The sequence below is a fragment of the Halobacillus halophilus DSM 2266 genome (genome assembly GCF_000284515.1).
In the GTDB taxonomy this organism is placed as follows: Bacteria; Bacillota; Bacilli; order Bacillales; family Halobacillaceae; genus Halobacillus; species Halobacillus halophilus.
The window spans coordinates 1,506,987-1,523,149 of sequence record NC_017668.1; the positions used below are offsets into that span (position 1 = coordinate 1,506,987).

The following is a 16,163-nucleotide window of genomic DNA, read 5'->3' on the forward strand; positions in this document are numbered from 1 at the left end:
CAGAGATAATCTCAAACGCTTACCTATTGCTAACTTTAGTTCAATAAAACAATTAAAGAGTAAACTCTTAAATCTGTCGTGTGATTTTAATGGGCGATCAGAGACGGTTTTCCTTAGCAGAGTTAACCAAAGATAGGTGAACAGAATTGAGAAAGGATAATTAAATTGTTTAACATCACGAATGAGCAATCACCAATAGAATGGATATCCTTAATTTTTTTGATATTGATTGCATTATTTTTTATATATTCTGGTTTGAAGTACACTCCTGAGAAACATCGACAAACTAAGGAAGAATCTATAGCTGACCTCAGAACTAAAAATAGCTTTGAATACAAATGGTTGGCGAAATTTTTACAAAAAGCTCCCTGGTGGGTAGGTAGAATATTCTTTATAGCTATTGGCGTAGTAATTATGTTACTTGCAGCATTTGGAAAAAGAATATTTTAATGTCCTCATTGGAAAATGATTTTAAAGATAACGGAAGTGGTAGTTTAATATATACATCAGAATATCTCGAAGCCGAGTCTTCCTGTAACGGGGGCGTTTGTTTAATAAAAGTAATCGTCTTTTCTTAGCATTTGGATAGTTATTAAATCCAGTCAAACATTTACGAAGATATGTATATGAAAATTAGAAAACATACTATAAGGAGGATAGATATGGCTGAAAAATACGATAATATAGCCTTATATGTAATAAATCCTTTAATAGTACTGACTTTCATCATTAACTTGTATGTTTTTAAAGATAACAATATCACTTTTATTCTTGTTATCATCGGTTTGATTACTGTCTCTATTCAAATTTTAATGATGTACAGAAGAAAAGAATATAAATCAGGCATCTTTACTTCTGTTATAGTAGTAGCACTAATTATCTGGTTCTCTCTTTAAAGGGTTAAGAGTTACTTCCATAGAACAGGAAATTCTTTATGAAAAATATATCTTGAAATCAAGTCTTTTGCTAATTGGGGCAATAGCTAAAGAACGTATTAGTGAACTTCATCTTTTCCTATTGTTCTAGAAATGGACAGGATATCTTAAGAAGAGTAAAGAAAAAGGGGAATTATTAATGAGCAATATGGAATCAGCAGTTGATTTTAAAAAGTTAATGGCTATTGAATTACAGATAAATCTTGGGGAGTTAAAAAATGATTCAAAATTTACTTTTGTAACAGAATCAGCTCTTGTAGAAGGGATAATGAACTTACAAGAGTCCGATTTTAACGGGATTTCAGCACCGTTAGGACATTCTTTGGTAACGGCAGAAAGAGAACCCAAAATCGACCTTAATGGTAAAAACATAATTAACGTTAAAGCTTGTTTTTACCTAAGTAATGTGAAATTGACCCCTTTCTCAGACCAAAGTAATCCTATTTACCTGAACGAATTCGTTTTATTTTCTGACCACATCTTAGGGGTAACTTTAATAGATGAATAATATCAAAACATTGTTATTCAACAAACGGGGGCAATTCCTTAATAATAAGGTGATAAGATGCTGAAATTTTTTAGAGTAATTCTAGCTATTGTAGTAGTGTCTCTTTCCAGTTATGGATTAATAACTGAGAAATCATCATTCTTACTTCCATATATGTTTATGTTTTTGGGTTGCTTAAGTTTAGTGATGAGTTTTGAAGAATTCAAGAAAGTTGAAAATTCCTTTTTAGGTTATATCCTAGTTGGCGCTTCAGTATTGTGTGGTTATGTTTCTGTAAATGCTTTTTTATTCTCTTAGTTTTAAAGTACATAAAGACAATATAAAGTTAACTGAAACACTAATAGATACCTTGAATTCGAGTCTTCCTGTAAAGGGGGCAATAGTTGGATAGCAAAAGTATGGGGAATGAAGATTATTCTATAATAAATTCTTCTATTAAAGGGCCAAATCTTGAATTAGATTTTGTGCTTTTTCTTTATGACTAGTCATTTACTGGCTAACTATTTGTGGCGAGTTTGAAGTGTGAAATAATTATTATTGAGCTTAATTGAACTCTTAAAGAGGAGGAGGTGTGATATTTGGGATCGATATTGGTATTTATTATAAGCTTATTACTTAGCTTTAGGTTTAAAAAATTAAATTTCATTATAATAGTAATCGTTAGTGTGGTTATTGGATCTATTTATTCCATGGTAATGGAGGATAGCCAAATAGCAGGGGTAGGAATTACGTTAGGAAGAGAACAGGATATTATTTTTAATAGTCTTATTTCTCTTTGTACGATTGGTTTTATTAAATTAGGATCCATATTAGGGCGAAAATTTAATAAGAATGGCGATAAGTTAAGAAGGTTATTTTTAGATAATGAAGATTTGACAGAAGAAGAAATAAAAGAACTTGAAAAATATCCTTCGGAGAATATGTTCGGGATGGTGGCGCTAATCTTGGGGGGTGCTGGCTTTGCATTTGGCCCTCAAATTATAATTATTCCATTAGTTACATTGATTTTTGGTTTGGTAACACTTGAAACCTTTGATGAAAAAAGAGATGAAAATCCATGGACTTCTTATATGGGGATCGCATTTTCTCTGATGGGAGTAGTTCTGAACATAATGGGTTATACCCATATACTAATGTAACTTGAAGTATGTTCTTAAAATCAAGTTCAAGGTATGGGGGTAATTGTTCAATATAGAGGTACCTCTAGCCAGTAAGTTTATAGGTTAATGGTGTTAAATAAAATTTCATCCAAAGGTGAGATAGTTGTGATACATAAAAAAGCACTGATAATATCGTTAAGTATAATAGTAGTTATTACTTTTCTCTCGGGTTGTGTTAATAATGAGAAAAGCACGGGAAATAATTTTCACTTATCATTATCTGGAGAAAGCGAAAATTGGAAGGTTAGCTCCTATAATATCTTGATTAAACCAGATGCATTAAAAGCGGGAAATGGGAATCTAACTATGAAAAATAAAGCAGAGTTTAATACTGATTTTTTAAGTATCAGGGTACATGCTGTTATAGATAATGAAGATAGGATTATTCAGGGAAAGTCAATCCAGGGAAGTGAATCAAATATAACTCAAACTTCCACAGGTGTAACTGAAGGTGGGACTTTTATTGATGAAGAAGGGGAACCTATTTCGCTTGAAAACATTAGTGATATTTATATGACTATTGAATGGCATGATATTAAGGGGGCAAATAAAGAGGAGATAGATTTATTTGATCCAGAGGTGGCTTCTTAAGTGAAGAAAAGTAAGGAGCATCAAGATAAAGTAAAAAATATCAAATTAGCATGACATTTTATTCAAAAATATCTCGGGTTCGAATCTTAAAGAAAAGGGGGCGCGCGACAAGTTCTGCTATAAGCGCTTTTCAGCGTGAAAGGCAGGAAGTTTATTTGATTAAATTTTAACTGTACAACGGAGGATGGGAATGAAGGATCCATGTTTCCTGAAACCATCCCGTCAACACTTCTGCATGCGTTAAGACGGACAGGTCTTAGGGTGTGAAGCACAGGTAGATTGGGCAGAACGAAGGCTGAAGCCATTAGGTATGCTGACGGATATGCCCCACGGCTGAAAAACTAGATAGGATGAGAATCGTTCTTTGAGATAGGAACTGACGAACTTCCGAAGGTAAGGGTCTAAAGTTTCGAACGTAAGGAAACTTACGTGGTCATCTTACGATGACGTGAGTGGTGTGGAGTAAAACTGCCCCCTCTGAAAGACGCTATACCGAACGATGGCGGTATCGAGCTCACAGGCTTAAAGGAAGCATCTACGTTTAGTATGGATAGCTACGTTGTATGGTACTTGGAAAGCAAGGGACGTTGAATCAAGGGCTGTCACCCGAAACGGTTGCTATAAAGTTATGCTGAAAAGCATTTATCCTTGTGAAGGTAGGGGAATGACTGGTGAAACTTCTGTAATGGAAGTGGAGGAATAGCCCCAAGTCTAGAGTATGAAACGATTATTTTCCTAACGTGAATGGCACCGATCGGGTAGGAACGTGGGAACATCACTCCAAAGGAGGGATGCCACAGTGTCAACGCTGCGAAACTGGGATTATTATAATATGACGGAGACCTTTACGGATCTTCATGAAAAAGCGAGTCAGGGAAATACGTTCTCTCATTTATATGAAACCATCATATCGAGAGAAAACATCCTGCTCGCTTTTCGCATGATTAAAACCAATAAAGGTTCTAGAACACCAGGAACCGATGGGAAAACCATCGATGACATGAAAGAGCTCTCCGAAAATGATCTGGTAAATGAAGTCCGAAGTAAACTTCAAAACTATCACCCGAAGAAAGTTCGAAGAGAATGGATTGAAAAAGAGAACGGAAAATGGAGACCCCTTGGGATTCCATGTATCTTGGATCGAGTGATCCAACAATGCTTCAAACAAGTTCTCGAACCGATTGTAGAATCTCAATTCTTCAAACATAGCTACGGTTTCAGACCTCTCCGGTCTGCTCATCATGCTATGGCAAGAATACAGTTTCTGATTAACCATAGTCAACTTCATTACGTGGTTGATGTAGATATTAAAAGCTTCTTTGATAACGTAAATCATCGTCTATTAAAGAAGCAACTCTGGAATATTGGCATCCAAGACCGAAAGGTACTGGCATGTATTTCTAAAATGATTACATCAGAAATTGATGGTGAAGGTGTGCCCGATAAGGGTTCGCCACAAGGTGGAATTTTATCTCCCCTTCTTTCGAATGTTGTCTTAAATGATCTAGACCAATGGGTTGCCGACCAGTGGGAAGTATTTCCCCTGACGAAATCCTACAGTTCAGATGATGCCAGAAGGCGAGCGAGAAAACAAACGAATTTGAAACAAGGATATCTGGTCCGGTATGCGGATGATTTTAAAATTCTATGTCGGGATGGAAAGACAGCGCAAAGGTGGTACCATGCGGTACGTCTGTACCTCAAAGAGCGTTTGAAACTGGATATCTCACCAGAGAAATCTCAAATTGTAAACTTAAGAAAACGAGAATCGGAGTTCTTAGGGTTCACCATTCGTGCGAATAAAAAGGGTAAGAAACGAGTGGCCCATACTGGGGTCGTTACTTCAAAAAGCGAGAAAATCAAACAGGAAGCGAAGAAACTCATTCGAAGAATGAAAGCTTCGCCTTCTACTGAGAATATTAATCGTTATAATAGCTTTGTTCTAGGACTTCACCAATACTTTAAGCGAGCGACTCATGTAAGTCTCGTGTTTTCACGTCTTGCTTACGATCTAAAACCATTTCTAGTGAACCGTCTTCGACCGGTTGGAAAGCTAGAACATCCTTTTAAGCCACCTCCTTTCTATAGGAAGACCTTTAGCTTAGGAACGAAAACGATCAATATCAATGATACGTATCTATTCCCCATTGGCAATGTGAAAACATTCCATGCGATGAGCTTCAGTTCAAAGCTTTCGCTTTACACAAAGAAGGGTAGGGAACAGATACACAAAAGTCTCCGCCCGGATATCCAGAAAGAAATTGGACATTTAATGAAGTCTTCTCTACCGAAACGAAGTATTGAATATCTGGATAATCGTATTAGTCGATATAGTATGAAGATGGGAAGATGCGAAATTACAGGCAAATACCTCCATGCACAAGACGTTCACTGTCACCATTACGTGCCAAAGAACCAAGGAGGGTCCGATCAATTTCAGAATCTCCGTATTCTTCATAAGGATATCCATCGACTTATCCATATGAAAGATATAGAGAAGATAAAGGTTTATCTTGAACGATTACCACAGAATCGATTGATCTTAGACAAAATCAATCAATACCGAAAGGTATGTGGGGTGGAAGGGATCGTTGCATCCAGTCTCGAAGAGTAACATAGGAACTTATAATGTAGTACATACCTTTAGATGGAACGCCGAATGCTGGGAAACTAGCACGTTCGGTGTGGAGCAGGGGAAAAGCCAGAGATAATCTCAAACGCTTACCTATTGCTAACTTATCTGAATTACCGGTTCCTAAAGTCAGCATCTTTAGCTGGCTTTTTTGCATTTTTCGTATGATTATGTTGCCGCAGCCTTTTACTACCAAATTAATTATAAATGATTATTATATCTACCAAAGAAGGAGACTAAAAATGAAGCAATTAATTTTCATTATGCTAGTTACAATTGTTTTAGGGGCGTGTTCTCCACTTGGGAGTTCTAATAAAGAGGAGTCTCAAAACTCAAATAAAGCTAGTACGAATCAAATAGCAGACAAAATAGATGTAGACCAACTTGATAAAGTGCAATTTATTTATAACAATAAAGCTTATGAGGCGAAATATAAACTGAAGTGTAAGACTTCTGCTGAATGTTCTGAGGATATTGACTATTTGCCATTAAATAAGATAAAGAAAGAAATAAAACCAAAGAAAATTGATGCTAGCATAGGCGAACAAATAGAGATTAGTATTCCAAATACTTTCCCTAGGCCAAATCAAATTCTGTATCATCAGCAACAAGGCGCTACCGGAATTCAAGAAACAGCAGATAAGAATATTATTGAAGTCACTGGTGATAAGGGAGAGGAAATCACTTATATAGTGAATTTTAATTGGAGAAGCAATGACAATGCAGAAATCAAATATTCAGTGGCTTACTATTTTGAAGTTCCCAATCCAACCTAAAAGCGATAATAACGATACCAGTTAGTGTAAAGGGGGCGATTGCTTAATAGGAAAGCCTTATTAGAAACCATAGTAGTATTATTTTTTAGCTATTTAACTGAAGGGAATTGTTTTCCTAAATAAAGAATTGAAAATTAGCCGTAAAAAGCAGAGAGTCTTTTAGCTGATTCTCTGTTGCATTTGATTGAAGTAATATTTATTAAATGAAACGAATGTAGGTAATTAATCGTAAAAGATAGGAGAAAAAATGAAGGAAGTGATTCATCCATTGTTTTCAACATATTCGAATCTGCAGATAAAACAAGAGTCCATAATTAAAAGTCAGAGTCATCAGTACTCAGTACGTACTGATGGGAAATTAATAGGTATGATTGAGGAAACTGTAGATACTTCGAGAGATTGGAAAAATCAATTACTGAATTTGATTAATTTACATTCTGTCGGGAGTAAGCTCTTGTGCATAACAAACCCAAAAGCAAAGGTCGTTGCTTATATAAATAAAAAGAGAGGTTTCAATAAGAATATAGATGTTCTAGATGCAGAGGGGAACAAAGTCTCTACATTACAACAAGAATTGAAATTTAAGTCTCAAAGATTACTTGCTGTCTCTCCCGATGGAGATGACTTTCTTATTGCAAAAGGAAAAAATGGTTCTTTAGACTTTTTGGTAAAAGAAAATGAGGAAAGTGAGTTAGTGGTTTCAAGGATTAAGAAACGCTCAATCCCTAATCCAACTCTAAAAGAATCTTTATTACTAGGAGAACAATATTCCATTAACAGTAATAAACAGATAACAGAAATGCAGCAATTGATTATAATTGTGATGACAATAGTTATTAGTGAACAGTTACATAATGCGTAATACCTTGAATTCGAGTCTTCCTGTAAAGGGGGCGATTGTTCAATATGAGCAATCGCATTTTCGCTAACTAGAAGGGTAGTTGAAGACTCAGTTTCGAGATAATAGAATGTATGAAACTAAATTGGATCGATTTCGTATGGCTATTAGGAAGCTTTATTACATAATCATAGCAAATTGAGTCAATTAAACTGTTGGCGCAGGATAGTTCAACAAGTGAGTAGCTTTTCTTTAAAAGGCAATGTTGTCGAATAGGGGTGAGGTAGAGATGAAATTGGTAAGCAGTATTCAAGAAAAATACAGAAAAAGTAATAAGTTATTTTTAGCTTTAAAAGTTTTATTAAGCGCTTTTACAATTTACTTTGCCGTTAGGGTTTTATTCATATCTATTTCGGGGTTAGTGAGTTCGGGTACTTCAACTGATTATCCAAATTTATTACTTTTCGGTATGCTTTTTTCTTTAGGGTTATCTAATGCTGTTGAACTAGTTGAAATGTTCGTTACCAAGAAAAAAGAATATTTCACACTATTACTTATAACTACATTCTTCCTTCTTGGTGTCTCCGTATTTGTGTTGTGGGGATGAAATCGCAACCCAAAATTAAGTAAGTTTTTAAACAAACATGTGCGTCAATTTGAAATATACCCGAAAATATCTCGAAATCAATTCTTATTGTATTGGGGGCATTAGTTTAATACTCTTAAGATGTCTAACTGAATTTTTTGAGAGGTTTTTGTAACTGATACACTTAGATTATCTAAGTTCACTGTATAAAGGTCTTTCTTTATTCAACTAACGAGGCAAGTTTGTTAAATAACATTTAGAGGTGAAGAAGATGAATGAAATGCATATAGTCTCAATTTTTGTGTTTATTTTGTTGACTATTAAACAACTGAGAGTTCTAAGAAACAAAGAAGTTCCACGAAGCAACCGAAGAATTGCTTCGTCATTGTATATCTTTTCGATAATAGCCCTAGTAGGTGTAAACAATTATTTTTCATGAATCTCTTATTAAAGTAAAGGGGGCTTTTCTTGAAGAATTATTTTAAAGCAATAGACGAAGAGGTCGATAAAAGGATTGACAATAACTTGACTTTCATCGGAATAATTTCAGTTTTGATGGTTTCCCAAATTCTTAATATACCTTTTGTATATGGCATAATTCTCGTAATGCTTCTTCTTTTAGTAAGGATTGGGTGGGACCTGATTCATTCAAAATCAAGAGAACAAAAACGCTATAGGCAAACGTTAAGTATCGCGTCTTTTTTTATTTTCTTGACTGCGATTATATGGATTATTTTAAGTTTATTATTGCCGTACCTATTTGGAATCCTTTTTTGATATTAATGATTCCTCGAAATCGAGTCTTCCTGAAAAGGGGGCAATTCTGAAATAAAGGAATTGTCCTCTTCTTTACGTTTAGGGCAGGTTAGTTGAAGACTCAGTTTCGAGATTATTGCTTCACTTCATTATTGGAAATGGTTGGATTGCCAATGGTATGGTAGTAATATCTACAAAATTAAAGAAGGTAAGTTGGGTGTTTTCATGACTTTATTTAATGAAGTCATTCTATGTTAATGAAATGATAATTAGTGTGGTGAATTTGGACAAACGAATAGGAGGATTGTTGATGAGGTCATTTTTCTTAGGGATAGCATTATTAGTCAATCTGTTTTATATTGCAATCACCCTTTTTGGTCTAGACAATTATTTAGGTATAAGGGTAGGCAATTATAATGCTGCATTTGGAGTTTTGCTATCTATCAGTTTAATTTTTTCTTTGTTTATCTTTTTTAAGGGCAAACGATATCATATAGATTCTTTTAAAATCTTCTCTTTGATAACGGTTTCTCTTAGTATTGGAACGTTTAGTTGGTTTATCTTTCTGAATATTTTAGGTTTATTTATAAACATGTAACTAATTGAATTATATGTTGTGTTAGTTGATATTGAGTCTTACAGAAATGGGGGCGTTTGCGATATAAGCATTCGCTCAATACATAGTTAAGAACCGGATAGGTACTTAAAGAAGAGTACTTGGGGAGAGGTGGGGGAAGTTGAGAGCTTTAATAAGTTCAATATTAGCCTTTCTAGTAGTCTGGACAGGCTTTGGATTGATTTTCAATGACTTTGATGAAGGCATACTTATCTTCACTATTGCTGGGATTATTACAGGTTATAACATTGGGAAGAAGAAAAAATAATAATTGGAGTGCAAAGTATGTCATCTATGAAAAGGATAGCACGAATATCACAATTAGCCTCTATCACCCTATTAATAATTGCACTATTATTAAATATTAATGGTGAGAGAGAGAGTGCTTATTTTGTGATAACTATGATAATTGCGTTGGGAGTTACTTTATATTGGGCAATCATAGAACACAAAATTAAAAAACAAGATAGAAATAAAAGTGAGTGATACAGATAGACCAAAGATGATAAATTAATCTTGAATTCAAGTATTCAACTATTGGGGTGATTGTTCAATAAGAGCAATCGCTTTTTTCTAACTAGCAGAACACTTAAAGATTTGAATTCGAGACATTCTCGAGATGTCTTCTTCATTGATTGAGCAATCAATGAAATTTTGAAATAATTTGAATTGATATATGGATTCAATCAATTTTATTAGGATTAAGAATAAATAAATCCTTTAAGTTATTTAGAAATTATGAAATAACTTTATTAAAGGTGGTTTGACTATGTGGTGGTTAGAAAATGTCTTTAAATATTCTTGGAAGGTAATTCTACTAACTTTTTTTACTTCGGCTTTTCTATATCTAGCGTATTCTTTAGGATTTTCTAATTGGAATGATGGAAGTTTTCAAGTGAATGATCTATATTTACCAGGATGTATTATTGGAGCTATTGTATTATTTATGCTCACAAGAAAAAGAGCAATAAAAGAATTCGATGAAAAATACCCTCCTGAAAAGAAGGCTAGCGATAGTTAATGTCCGTTTCACGAAAAGATAGTTTACTTTGAAGACTTTCACCAATTTCTCTCGAATTCAAGCCTTCAGCAATAGGGTGCTTTTCTTGAAGAATTATTTTAAAGCAATAGACGAGAAGGTCGATAAAAGGATTGACAATAACTTGACCTTCATCGGAATAATTTCAGTTTTGATGGTTTCCCAAATTCTTAATAAACCTTTTGTATATGGGATAATTCTCGTAATGTTTCTTCTTCAAGTAAGGGTTGGGTGGGACCTGATACATCCAAAATCAAGAGAACAAAAACGGTATAGGCAAACTTTAAGTATCGCGTCTTTTTTTATTTTCTTGACTGTGATTATATGGATTATTATAAGTGTATTATTGCCGTACCTACTTGGAATCCTTTATGGATATTAATGAATTCCTTTAAATCAACTCTTACAGTAACGGGGGCAAGTGTTTAATAAGAGTAGTCGGCTTTTTTTACTAAAGGTCAAAATAATTGAATAATTAAGGAGGTGAATGTATGAAGAAAGTTATTTTTTTATTAGCGTTGACTGGTTTTTTATTGATTGGATGTTCAGAAGGGGAAACTAACGCAAATAAAAAGTATGCCAATCTGTTATCTACTGATGAAGGTAGCTATGCTTTGTATATAGTTGCGGAGCCAATGGATGAAATTACAGATGCACTACTCCAAAATAAAGGGATACATAATGTGAAAAGTTGGGTACAAGAGACATCACTAGAAAACGCAAGATTAAATGAAGTCAAAGAAATGCCTGCGTTTATGGTCTTTGATACGAAAAGTAAGGTTTATGAAACTAATAGCAGGCAGGAGCTAATCGAATTTTTGCAAGAAAATTAAACAACACTTTTTAGATAATTTTTTTACGCTAACAGATTCGTTAGTTATAAAATTACTTCCAGATATCTCGATACTGAGTCTTCAAGATTTGGGGGCGATTGTTCAATAAGAGCAATCGCTTTTTTCTAACGGGAAGAATAATTGAATTCGAGATATTCTCGAGATGTATTCTAAATGACTTGAGTAACCAACAAAATTTTGAAATAATTGGTAATATGACTTAATAGGATTTAGAATAAATAAATTTTTGAGGTTATTTAGAAATTATTAGGACTATTGAAATAACTTAATTAGCGGTTTAAAACCTGTAAGAAAACTTCTCTAGAAGTTAAAGGAGATTTGACTATGTGGTGGTTAGAAAATATCTTTAAATATTCTTGGAAGGTGATTTTATTACATTTTTCTACATTAGTTTTTCTATATCTAACGTATGTAGTAGGATTTTCCAATTGGAATGATGGAAGTTTCCAAGTGAATGATTTATATTTACCTGGATGCGTCTTTGGAGCCATTGTATTATTTATGCAAACAAGAAAAAGAGCAATAAAAGAATTCGATGAAAAATATCCTCCTGAAAAGAAGGCTAGCGAGAGTTAATGTCATTTTCACTAATAGATATGTTAATTATAGACTTGCACCAATATATCTTGAAATCAAGTCTTTCGCTAAGGTGGGCATTCATGAATATGGTTATTCCTTTTCTAACTATGTTGATGATAGCGTTACACTAACAGAGTGAGGGGGAGATCGTTGCGTATAATAAAGTTAGTTGTCATATTAGCCACGCTTGGAGTATCTATTTATAGTTTATCAAATGAGGAATTTGCAGCTAATTACATAGAATTAATAGTTTTATTAACAGGGGTCTTGTCTGCATTAATGGGGATAGAGAGTTTTAAAGGTGGTCAAAGAATAGAAGGTTATTTTTACACTTGTGCTTCATTTTCACTATTATCAATTTTAGTTATCGGACTGCTGGTATAAAAATAGTTTAGTATCAATCTCAGGATATCTCGAAACCATATTTTATAGTAATGGGGGCTTTAGTTGAAAAAGCCCAATTAAGTAGCATCCATAGAATTGAATGTTTTTCAGAAAAATCAACACTAAACTTTGACAGAGGTAAACAAACATTTGAAGATTTTATTATCGAGGAAGAACAATATATAAAAGGGAGGGATAAATTACCGGTGGACTTAATTGTTGGTTTACTAATAATAATTGCTGTAGGAGCAGTAATCAGCTTTGGTACTATAGCTTTTATTCCGGACTATAAAAAAACACAATTAGTGTTGGACTGACCATAGTACTAATTTCACCTATTGTACTATTATTGTCTTTTTGGGGACTTGGGGGCGGAATAGGTGCAGGAGCGATTGGTGCTGTTATTGGACTCTCTATACTATTAGCTGGACTAATTACTTTAATTGTAGGAATATTCACCAGTGATAAGTATAAGCTCGGTGCATTAGAAAAAGAGAAAGAAAAGCAAAACCTATTCTAAAGGTAAGTAAATTAAGCTAGTTTAGTTAGGGGAGTTAGTTGTAGGTTTTACTATAAGGATTACTCCTTTCTAAAACACTTAGTTACTCTGTAGTTGCTATCTTGAAATCAAGTCTTATAGAAAAGGGGGCTTTAGCTAAATAGGCTGTAAGTAATCTATTCTGTTAACCGTGTATTCATTTGACGCTCGCACCTTAAGGAATTGAAACAAGCCGAAACAAAAAAATGTTTTATTGTGATAAAATATAGTAATTTGTAACTATTACACTTACTCCTAAATAAGAAGGTGGGGGATTTTTAATCTCACAAAAAAAAGATAGAAATTCTAATAGGGGTTATCTCTTTGCATTAATATTTTTTTTGACGCTATCAACTATTGAAACTTTCGTTATAAAAGCAGAATGGTTTGACTACGTGTTTTATACCCTTGCTTTAACTGGGGTTATATTATTTGCTATGGACAATTTTAAGAAGCATAAAATTTTGTTGACATTGGTTGCAGTGATATTGTTCTTTGCATATGCCTATGAATTAGTCCGATTTCCTCTTCCGTAGTTAAAGTTTCAAAGATGAAGACTACGCTTAAGACGAGATTACCTTGGTCTCGAGTCTTCAATAGAGTGCTCGTTATATTACATAAGTTTTAGCTTTTTTTTACTAATGAAGCCGGAAACTCACATAAGGAGTGTAATATAAATGCAGGAGAAAAATATTAAGCTTGTGATTGGTGCAGGAGAACATAACAATAATCCGGGTTGGATTCATACCCAAGAAGACGAAGTAAATTTACTAGATGAAGCTTCCTTGGAAGCTAACTTTAAAATAAATTCAATTGAAGCCATTTTAGCAGAACATGTCTGGGAACATCTGGCCTTCGAAGAGGGAATAAGAGCTGCTGAGATATGTATTAAATATCTAAGAGAAGGGGGGTACGTCCGTTGTGCAGTTCCCGATGGATATTTTCCTGATGAAAAGTATCAGCAAATCGTACAAATTGGAGGTCCAGGACCAGCCGATCATCCGGCAGCGAGTCATAAAATTGTACATAATTATACTTCAATATCCAATATGTTCGAGAAAGTTGGATTTGAAGTGAAATTACTTGAATATTGTGATGAAGAAGGCCAATTTCATGCTAATTCATGGAGTGGGAAAGATGGAGTTATCTTTCGCTCTAACCAATTTGATCCTAGAAACTAAGGGGAAGAGTTAGCATTTCCATCTCTTATTATTGATGCTGTAAAACCCTGATTATTCAATTAATTGAGATCAATAAGCATAGTCTTTCCTTTAAAATATCTCGACTTCGAATCTTAAAGTAAAGGGGGCATTAGTTGAATAAATTAAATCAGATAATCGGTTCCTAAACGTTGTGAAGGAACCGATTTTTCATGCCTTTCTTTAATGTTGTATATCCGCATTTTCCTGACTCTCCCCCCATTAATAAAAACAAAACTTTGTTAATTTCCAAATATTGGAAGGTTTTTGTGATTATATGACGAAAACCTTACTCGCAGGAAAATTTAATATAAAAAGGGGTAATTTTATGAAAAAGTTAAGAATAATTGCTTTAACATTTTTTATTGCCTTATTTGTTCCAACTTCAGCATTTGCAATTACTGATGATGTTACACCACTTGGTCCAGGAGAATGGGATACTTTGTATTATAATAATGTTTATCTAACAAGTTCGTATAAAGAAATCCAAGTGAACTCTGGTGGTGGAAATTTAGAAATTTGTGTATTTAACATGAATCCATCTAATAATGGTAATTTTAGAATTCAAGAGCAAGATCCAAGTGGAAGGGAATTTGTAGGCTTTGGATATATATACCCTGATTCTAATGGTGACTTTTGCCATGTAATAACAGATTTAAATCCATATGTAGATGGCAGTAATAACAAAGCGGAGTTTGTAATAGGATTTGATGCTAATGGATTTAATGAAACGGTTACCATTAGAGTGAGAGATTGATTAATTGAGCCTATATATTTTCATTTCCTTCAAAAACTATTTCAAACGTTTCTTTTTCACTGAAATTCTTTGATTTAATTATATTATGAATTTTATCTTTTATATGTTGCTTCTCTTTTACAGTTGCTTCTTTAGTAGATTTTAAGTAGATTACTTGAACTGGATACTTTTCAGCAAGTAATAAAATGGTATTAAGCCGATACTTAGTGCCATCTAGATTTTTAATTATGCTTTCTCCTAAGTTTGCGGTTCTTTCGTTTAAATCATTAAAATATTTAGATGATACTTCCTTATTATCTACTATAATGGTTTCGTCTGATAACTTTTTTTCACTAGCCATTAAAGAAACGCTAAAAAATGAAGCTAATGCAATAGCTAAACCTACAAAAAATATTAGAATAAAATTCTTTTTTTTCATTCGGGTTGCCCACCTTTCTGGTTTCGTTTGTCACTAAATAGGTATGCATTTCAAAGGAAAATAATGTTATGACGGTGAATTTAACATTTAGTGAAATAAAGAAAGCATTAAGAGCAAAGTTGCACGCCCATAAACCAGACTGTAAAAACCCTTGACCAATAGCAACACCAATGATCCTAGAATAGACTAAAAGCAACGCTAAGTATCTAATGTTCTAACACCATAATTTATTTGCTTTATCTCGAAACTGAGTCTTCAAGTAACGGGGGCGATTGTTCAATAGAGCATTAGCCCTTTATTACATAAGCACAAGTAATATCAGTGGTTTAACCTATTTAACTGACGGAGCAGATTAGTGGAAGTGTGTTTTTTATTATGTTCCGCAATCGGGACATTTTGTTGAGGAGAAATTAGAAAGAAAAAATGAAAGTGGGATGAAAAATGTTCGATGCTGGTTGGCTTAACATCGGCAGTTTGGTACTTGGGTTAGTAGCTTGGATAATTCCTATTGTTAATCTTGCGTTAGGTAAAAAACAGATGAATAAGAAATGGATTGCTCTCACCATTATCAGTTTCAGCGCTTGCGCTATCGCAATATGTTTACAAATTTTTTATAACCTTCACTTAGTAAACATTGAAGACTGGTCTGCTCTGTTGGAAATGCACGGTGTAGCTGTTATTTCAACTGTACTTGTCATTGTTACCATATTATTAAATACATCTACGTTGTTTTTATATCGGGATAGGGGCGCATTGTAAAATTAACGGCGGCGTTAGGTGTTAATACGCTTAATTTATCTCGAATTCGAGTCTTACGGAAAAGGGGGCTTTACTGCAGTTAAGACATATTAGCTAAAAGGTGGTGATCTTATTAGCAACTCTAAATCATCGAACCAATCACAGGGGGATTTTTCGCTTAAAAATAGCTGGCTTAGCTGGATCTCTTTCCTTATAAACCTGGTTGTCATTGTAATTATTGCAAGTGAAGATGTTGAGA

22 protein-coding genes are annotated in these 16,163 nt (G+C 33.9%); 21 read left to right on the forward strand and 1 reads right to left on the reverse strand.

Annotation, left to right across the window (positions count from 1 at the left end; translation table 11 throughout):
• Positions 1-225: 225 nt before the first annotated feature.
• The 20 genes from HBHAL_RS07350 to HBHAL_RS07455 all read left to right on the forward strand — a co-directional run bounded on the left by HBHAL_RS07350 (position 226) and on the right by HBHAL_RS07455 (position 14,748).
• Positions 226-450, forward strand: coding sequence for a hypothetical protein (locus HBHAL_RS07350; RefSeq protein WP_158512360.1), 225 nt, complete (start codon positions 226-228; stop codon positions 448-450).
• Between the two features lie 212 nt (positions 451-662).
• The gene (locus HBHAL_RS07355) at positions 663-896 is read left to right on the forward strand and encodes a hypothetical protein (protein WP_041601251.1); all 234 of its coding nucleotides are present in this window, start codon (positions 663-665) and stop codon (positions 894-896) included.
• Positions 897-1,074: 178 nt separating this feature from the next.
• Positions 1,075-1,443 carry a hypothetical protein gene (locus HBHAL_RS07360; protein WP_014642734.1) on the forward strand — a complete coding sequence of 123 codons (369 nt, stop codon included), beginning with the start codon at positions 1,075-1,077 and terminating at the stop codon, positions 1,441-1,443.
• 159 nt (positions 1,444-1,602) lie between these two features.
• Positions 1,603-1,740: a DUF3953 domain-containing protein gene (locus HBHAL_RS22060; protein WP_223254287.1), complete on the forward strand. Its 138-nt coding sequence runs from the start codon at positions 1,603-1,605 to the stop codon at positions 1,738-1,740.
• Between the two features lie 281 nt (positions 1,741-2,021).
• Complete coding sequence (locus HBHAL_RS20795) at positions 2,022-2,582, forward strand: hypothetical protein (protein WP_014642735.1); 561 nt, start codon at positions 2,022-2,024, stop codon at positions 2,580-2,582.
• A gap of 126 nt (positions 2,583-2,708) precedes the next feature.
• Positions 2,709-3,194: a hypothetical protein gene (locus tag HBHAL_RS07375; protein WP_014642736.1), complete on the forward strand. Its 486-nt coding sequence runs from the start codon at positions 2,709-2,711 to the stop codon at positions 3,192-3,194.
• Positions 3,195-3,993: 799 nt separating this feature from the next.
• Positions 3,994-5,808, forward strand: coding sequence for a group II intron reverse transcriptase/maturase (gene ltrA, locus HBHAL_RS07380; protein WP_041601139.1), 1,815 nt, complete (start codon positions 3,994-3,996; stop codon positions 5,806-5,808).
• A gap of 260 nt (positions 5,809-6,068) precedes the next feature.
• The gene (locus HBHAL_RS07385; protein ID WP_014642737.1) at positions 6,069-6,602 is read left to right on the forward strand and encodes a hypothetical protein; all 534 of its coding nucleotides are present in this window, start codon (positions 6,069-6,071) and stop codon (positions 6,600-6,602) included.
• Positions 6,603-6,849: 247 nt separating this feature from the next.
• On the forward strand, positions 6,850-7,464 hold the full coding sequence (locus tag HBHAL_RS07390; protein ID WP_014642738.1) for a hypothetical protein: 615 nt from the start codon (positions 6,850-6,852) through the stop codon (positions 7,462-7,464).
• 265 nt (positions 7,465-7,729) lie between these two features.
• Positions 7,730-8,047, forward strand: coding sequence for a hypothetical protein (locus HBHAL_RS07395; protein WP_041601254.1), 318 nt, complete (start codon positions 7,730-7,732; stop codon positions 8,045-8,047).
• Between the two features lie 1,472 nt (positions 8,048-9,519).
• On the forward strand, positions 9,520-9,666 hold the full coding sequence (locus HBHAL_RS21405) for a hypothetical protein (protein WP_014642739.1): 147 nt from the start codon (positions 9,520-9,522) through the stop codon (positions 9,664-9,666).
• A gap of 26 nt (positions 9,667-9,692) precedes the next feature.
• Positions 9,693-9,884 (forward strand): hypothetical protein, encoded by a 192-nt coding sequence (locus HBHAL_RS07410; RefSeq protein ID WP_158512361.1) that lies wholly within the window; start codon positions 9,693-9,695, stop codon positions 9,882-9,884.
• Positions 9,885-10,167: 283 nt separating this feature from the next.
• Positions 10,168-10,419, forward strand: coding sequence for a hypothetical protein (locus tag HBHAL_RS07415; protein WP_014642740.1), 252 nt, complete (start codon positions 10,168-10,170; stop codon positions 10,417-10,419).
• Between the two features lie 509 nt (positions 10,420-10,928).
• Complete coding sequence (locus tag HBHAL_RS07425; RefSeq protein WP_014642741.1) at positions 10,929-11,270, forward strand: hypothetical protein; 342 nt, start codon at positions 10,929-10,931, stop codon at positions 11,268-11,270.
• A 345-nt stretch (positions 11,271-11,615) separates the two neighbouring features.
• The gene (locus tag HBHAL_RS07430; RefSeq protein WP_041601259.1) at positions 11,616-11,867 is read left to right on the forward strand and encodes a hypothetical protein; all 252 of its coding nucleotides are present in this window, start codon (positions 11,616-11,618) and stop codon (positions 11,865-11,867) included.
• A gap of 153 nt (positions 11,868-12,020) precedes the next feature.
• Entirely contained in the window at positions 12,021-12,254 is a 234-nt protein-coding gene (locus HBHAL_RS07435; protein WP_041601260.1) for a hypothetical protein, read from the forward strand.
• A 50-nt stretch (positions 12,255-12,304) separates the two neighbouring features.
• On the forward strand, positions 12,305-12,571 hold the full coding sequence (locus tag HBHAL_RS07440) for a hypothetical protein (protein WP_014642743.1): 267 nt from the start codon (positions 12,305-12,307) through the stop codon (positions 12,569-12,571).
• Between the two features lie 32 nt (positions 12,572-12,603).
• On the forward strand, positions 12,604-12,774 hold the full coding sequence (locus tag HBHAL_RS21410) for a hypothetical protein (protein WP_014642744.1): 171 nt from the start codon (positions 12,604-12,606) through the stop codon (positions 12,772-12,774).
• Positions 12,775-13,469: 695 nt separating this feature from the next.
• Entirely contained in the window at positions 13,470-13,973 is a 504-nt protein-coding gene (locus HBHAL_RS07450) for a class I SAM-dependent methyltransferase (RefSeq protein WP_014642745.1), read from the forward strand.
• 346 nt (positions 13,974-14,319) lie between these two features.
• Positions 14,320-14,748 carry a hypothetical protein gene (locus HBHAL_RS07455; protein WP_014642747.1) on the forward strand — a complete coding sequence of 143 codons (429 nt, stop codon included), beginning with the start codon at positions 14,320-14,322 and terminating at the stop codon, positions 14,746-14,748.
• Between the two features lie 10 nt (positions 14,749-14,758).
• On the opposite strand, the gene HBHAL_RS07460 is transcribed toward HBHAL_RS07455, so the two are convergent.
• Complete coding sequence (locus HBHAL_RS07460; RefSeq protein ID WP_014642748.1) at positions 14,759-15,166, reverse strand: hypothetical protein; 408 nt, start codon at positions 15,164-15,166, stop codon at positions 14,759-14,761.
• 441 nt (positions 15,167-15,607) lie between these two features.
• Between HBHAL_RS07460 and HBHAL_RS07465 the strand changes: the two genes are divergently transcribed.
• On the forward strand, positions 15,608-15,925 hold the full coding sequence (locus HBHAL_RS07465) for a hypothetical protein (RefSeq protein WP_014642749.1): 318 nt from the start codon (positions 15,608-15,610) through the stop codon (positions 15,923-15,925).
• Positions 15,926-16,163 lie beyond the last annotated feature (238 nt).

Coding starts and splice junctions, on each gene's coding strand:
- HBHAL_RS07355 (WP_041601251.1), top strand. CDS start 663: ATGGCTGAAAAATACGATAATATAGCCTTATATGTAATAAATCCTTTA.
- HBHAL_RS07360 (WP_014642734.1), top strand. CDS start 1,075: ATGAGCAATATGGAATCAGCAGTTGATTTTAAAAAGTTAATGGCTATT.
- HBHAL_RS22060 (WP_223254287.1), top strand. CDS start 1,603: ATGTTTTTGGGTTGCTTAAGTTTAGTGATGAGTTTTGAAGAATTCAAG.
- HBHAL_RS07385 (WP_014642737.1), top strand. CDS start 6,069: ATGAAGCAATTAATTTTCATTATGCTAGTTACAATTGTTTTAGGGGCG.
- HBHAL_RS07390 (WP_014642738.1), top strand. CDS start 6,850: ATGAAGGAAGTGATTCATCCATTGTTTTCAACATATTCGAATCTGCAG.
- HBHAL_RS07395 (WP_041601254.1), top strand. CDS start 7,730: ATGAAATTGGTAAGCAGTATTCAAGAAAAATACAGAAAAAGTAATAAG.
- HBHAL_RS07410 (WP_158512361.1), top strand. CDS start 9,693: ATGAAAAGGATAGCACGAATATCACAATTAGCCTCTATCACCCTATTA.
- HBHAL_RS07415 (WP_014642740.1), top strand. CDS start 10,168: ATGTGGTGGTTAGAAAATGTCTTTAAATATTCTTGGAAGGTAATTCTA.
- HBHAL_RS07425 (WP_014642741.1), top strand. CDS start 10,929: ATGAAGAAAGTTATTTTTTTATTAGCGTTGACTGGTTTTTTATTGATT.
- HBHAL_RS07430 (WP_041601259.1), top strand. CDS start 11,616: ATGTGGTGGTTAGAAAATATCTTTAAATATTCTTGGAAGGTGATTTTA.
- HBHAL_RS07440 (WP_014642743.1), top strand. CDS start 12,305: ATGGGGGCTTTAGTTGAAAAAGCCCAATTAAGTAGCATCCATAGAATT.
- HBHAL_RS07450 (WP_014642745.1), top strand. CDS start 13,470: ATGCAGGAGAAAAATATTAAGCTTGTGATTGGTGCAGGAGAACATAAC.
- HBHAL_RS07455 (WP_014642747.1), top strand. CDS start 14,320: ATGAAAAAGTTAAGAATAATTGCTTTAACATTTTTTATTGCCTTATTT.
- HBHAL_RS07460 (WP_014642748.1), bottom strand. CDS start 15,166: ATGAAAAAAAAGAATTTTATTCTAATATTTTTTGTAGGTTTAGCTATT.
- HBHAL_RS07465 (WP_014642749.1), top strand. CDS start 15,608: ATGTTCGATGCTGGTTGGCTTAACATCGGCAGTTTGGTACTTGGGTTA.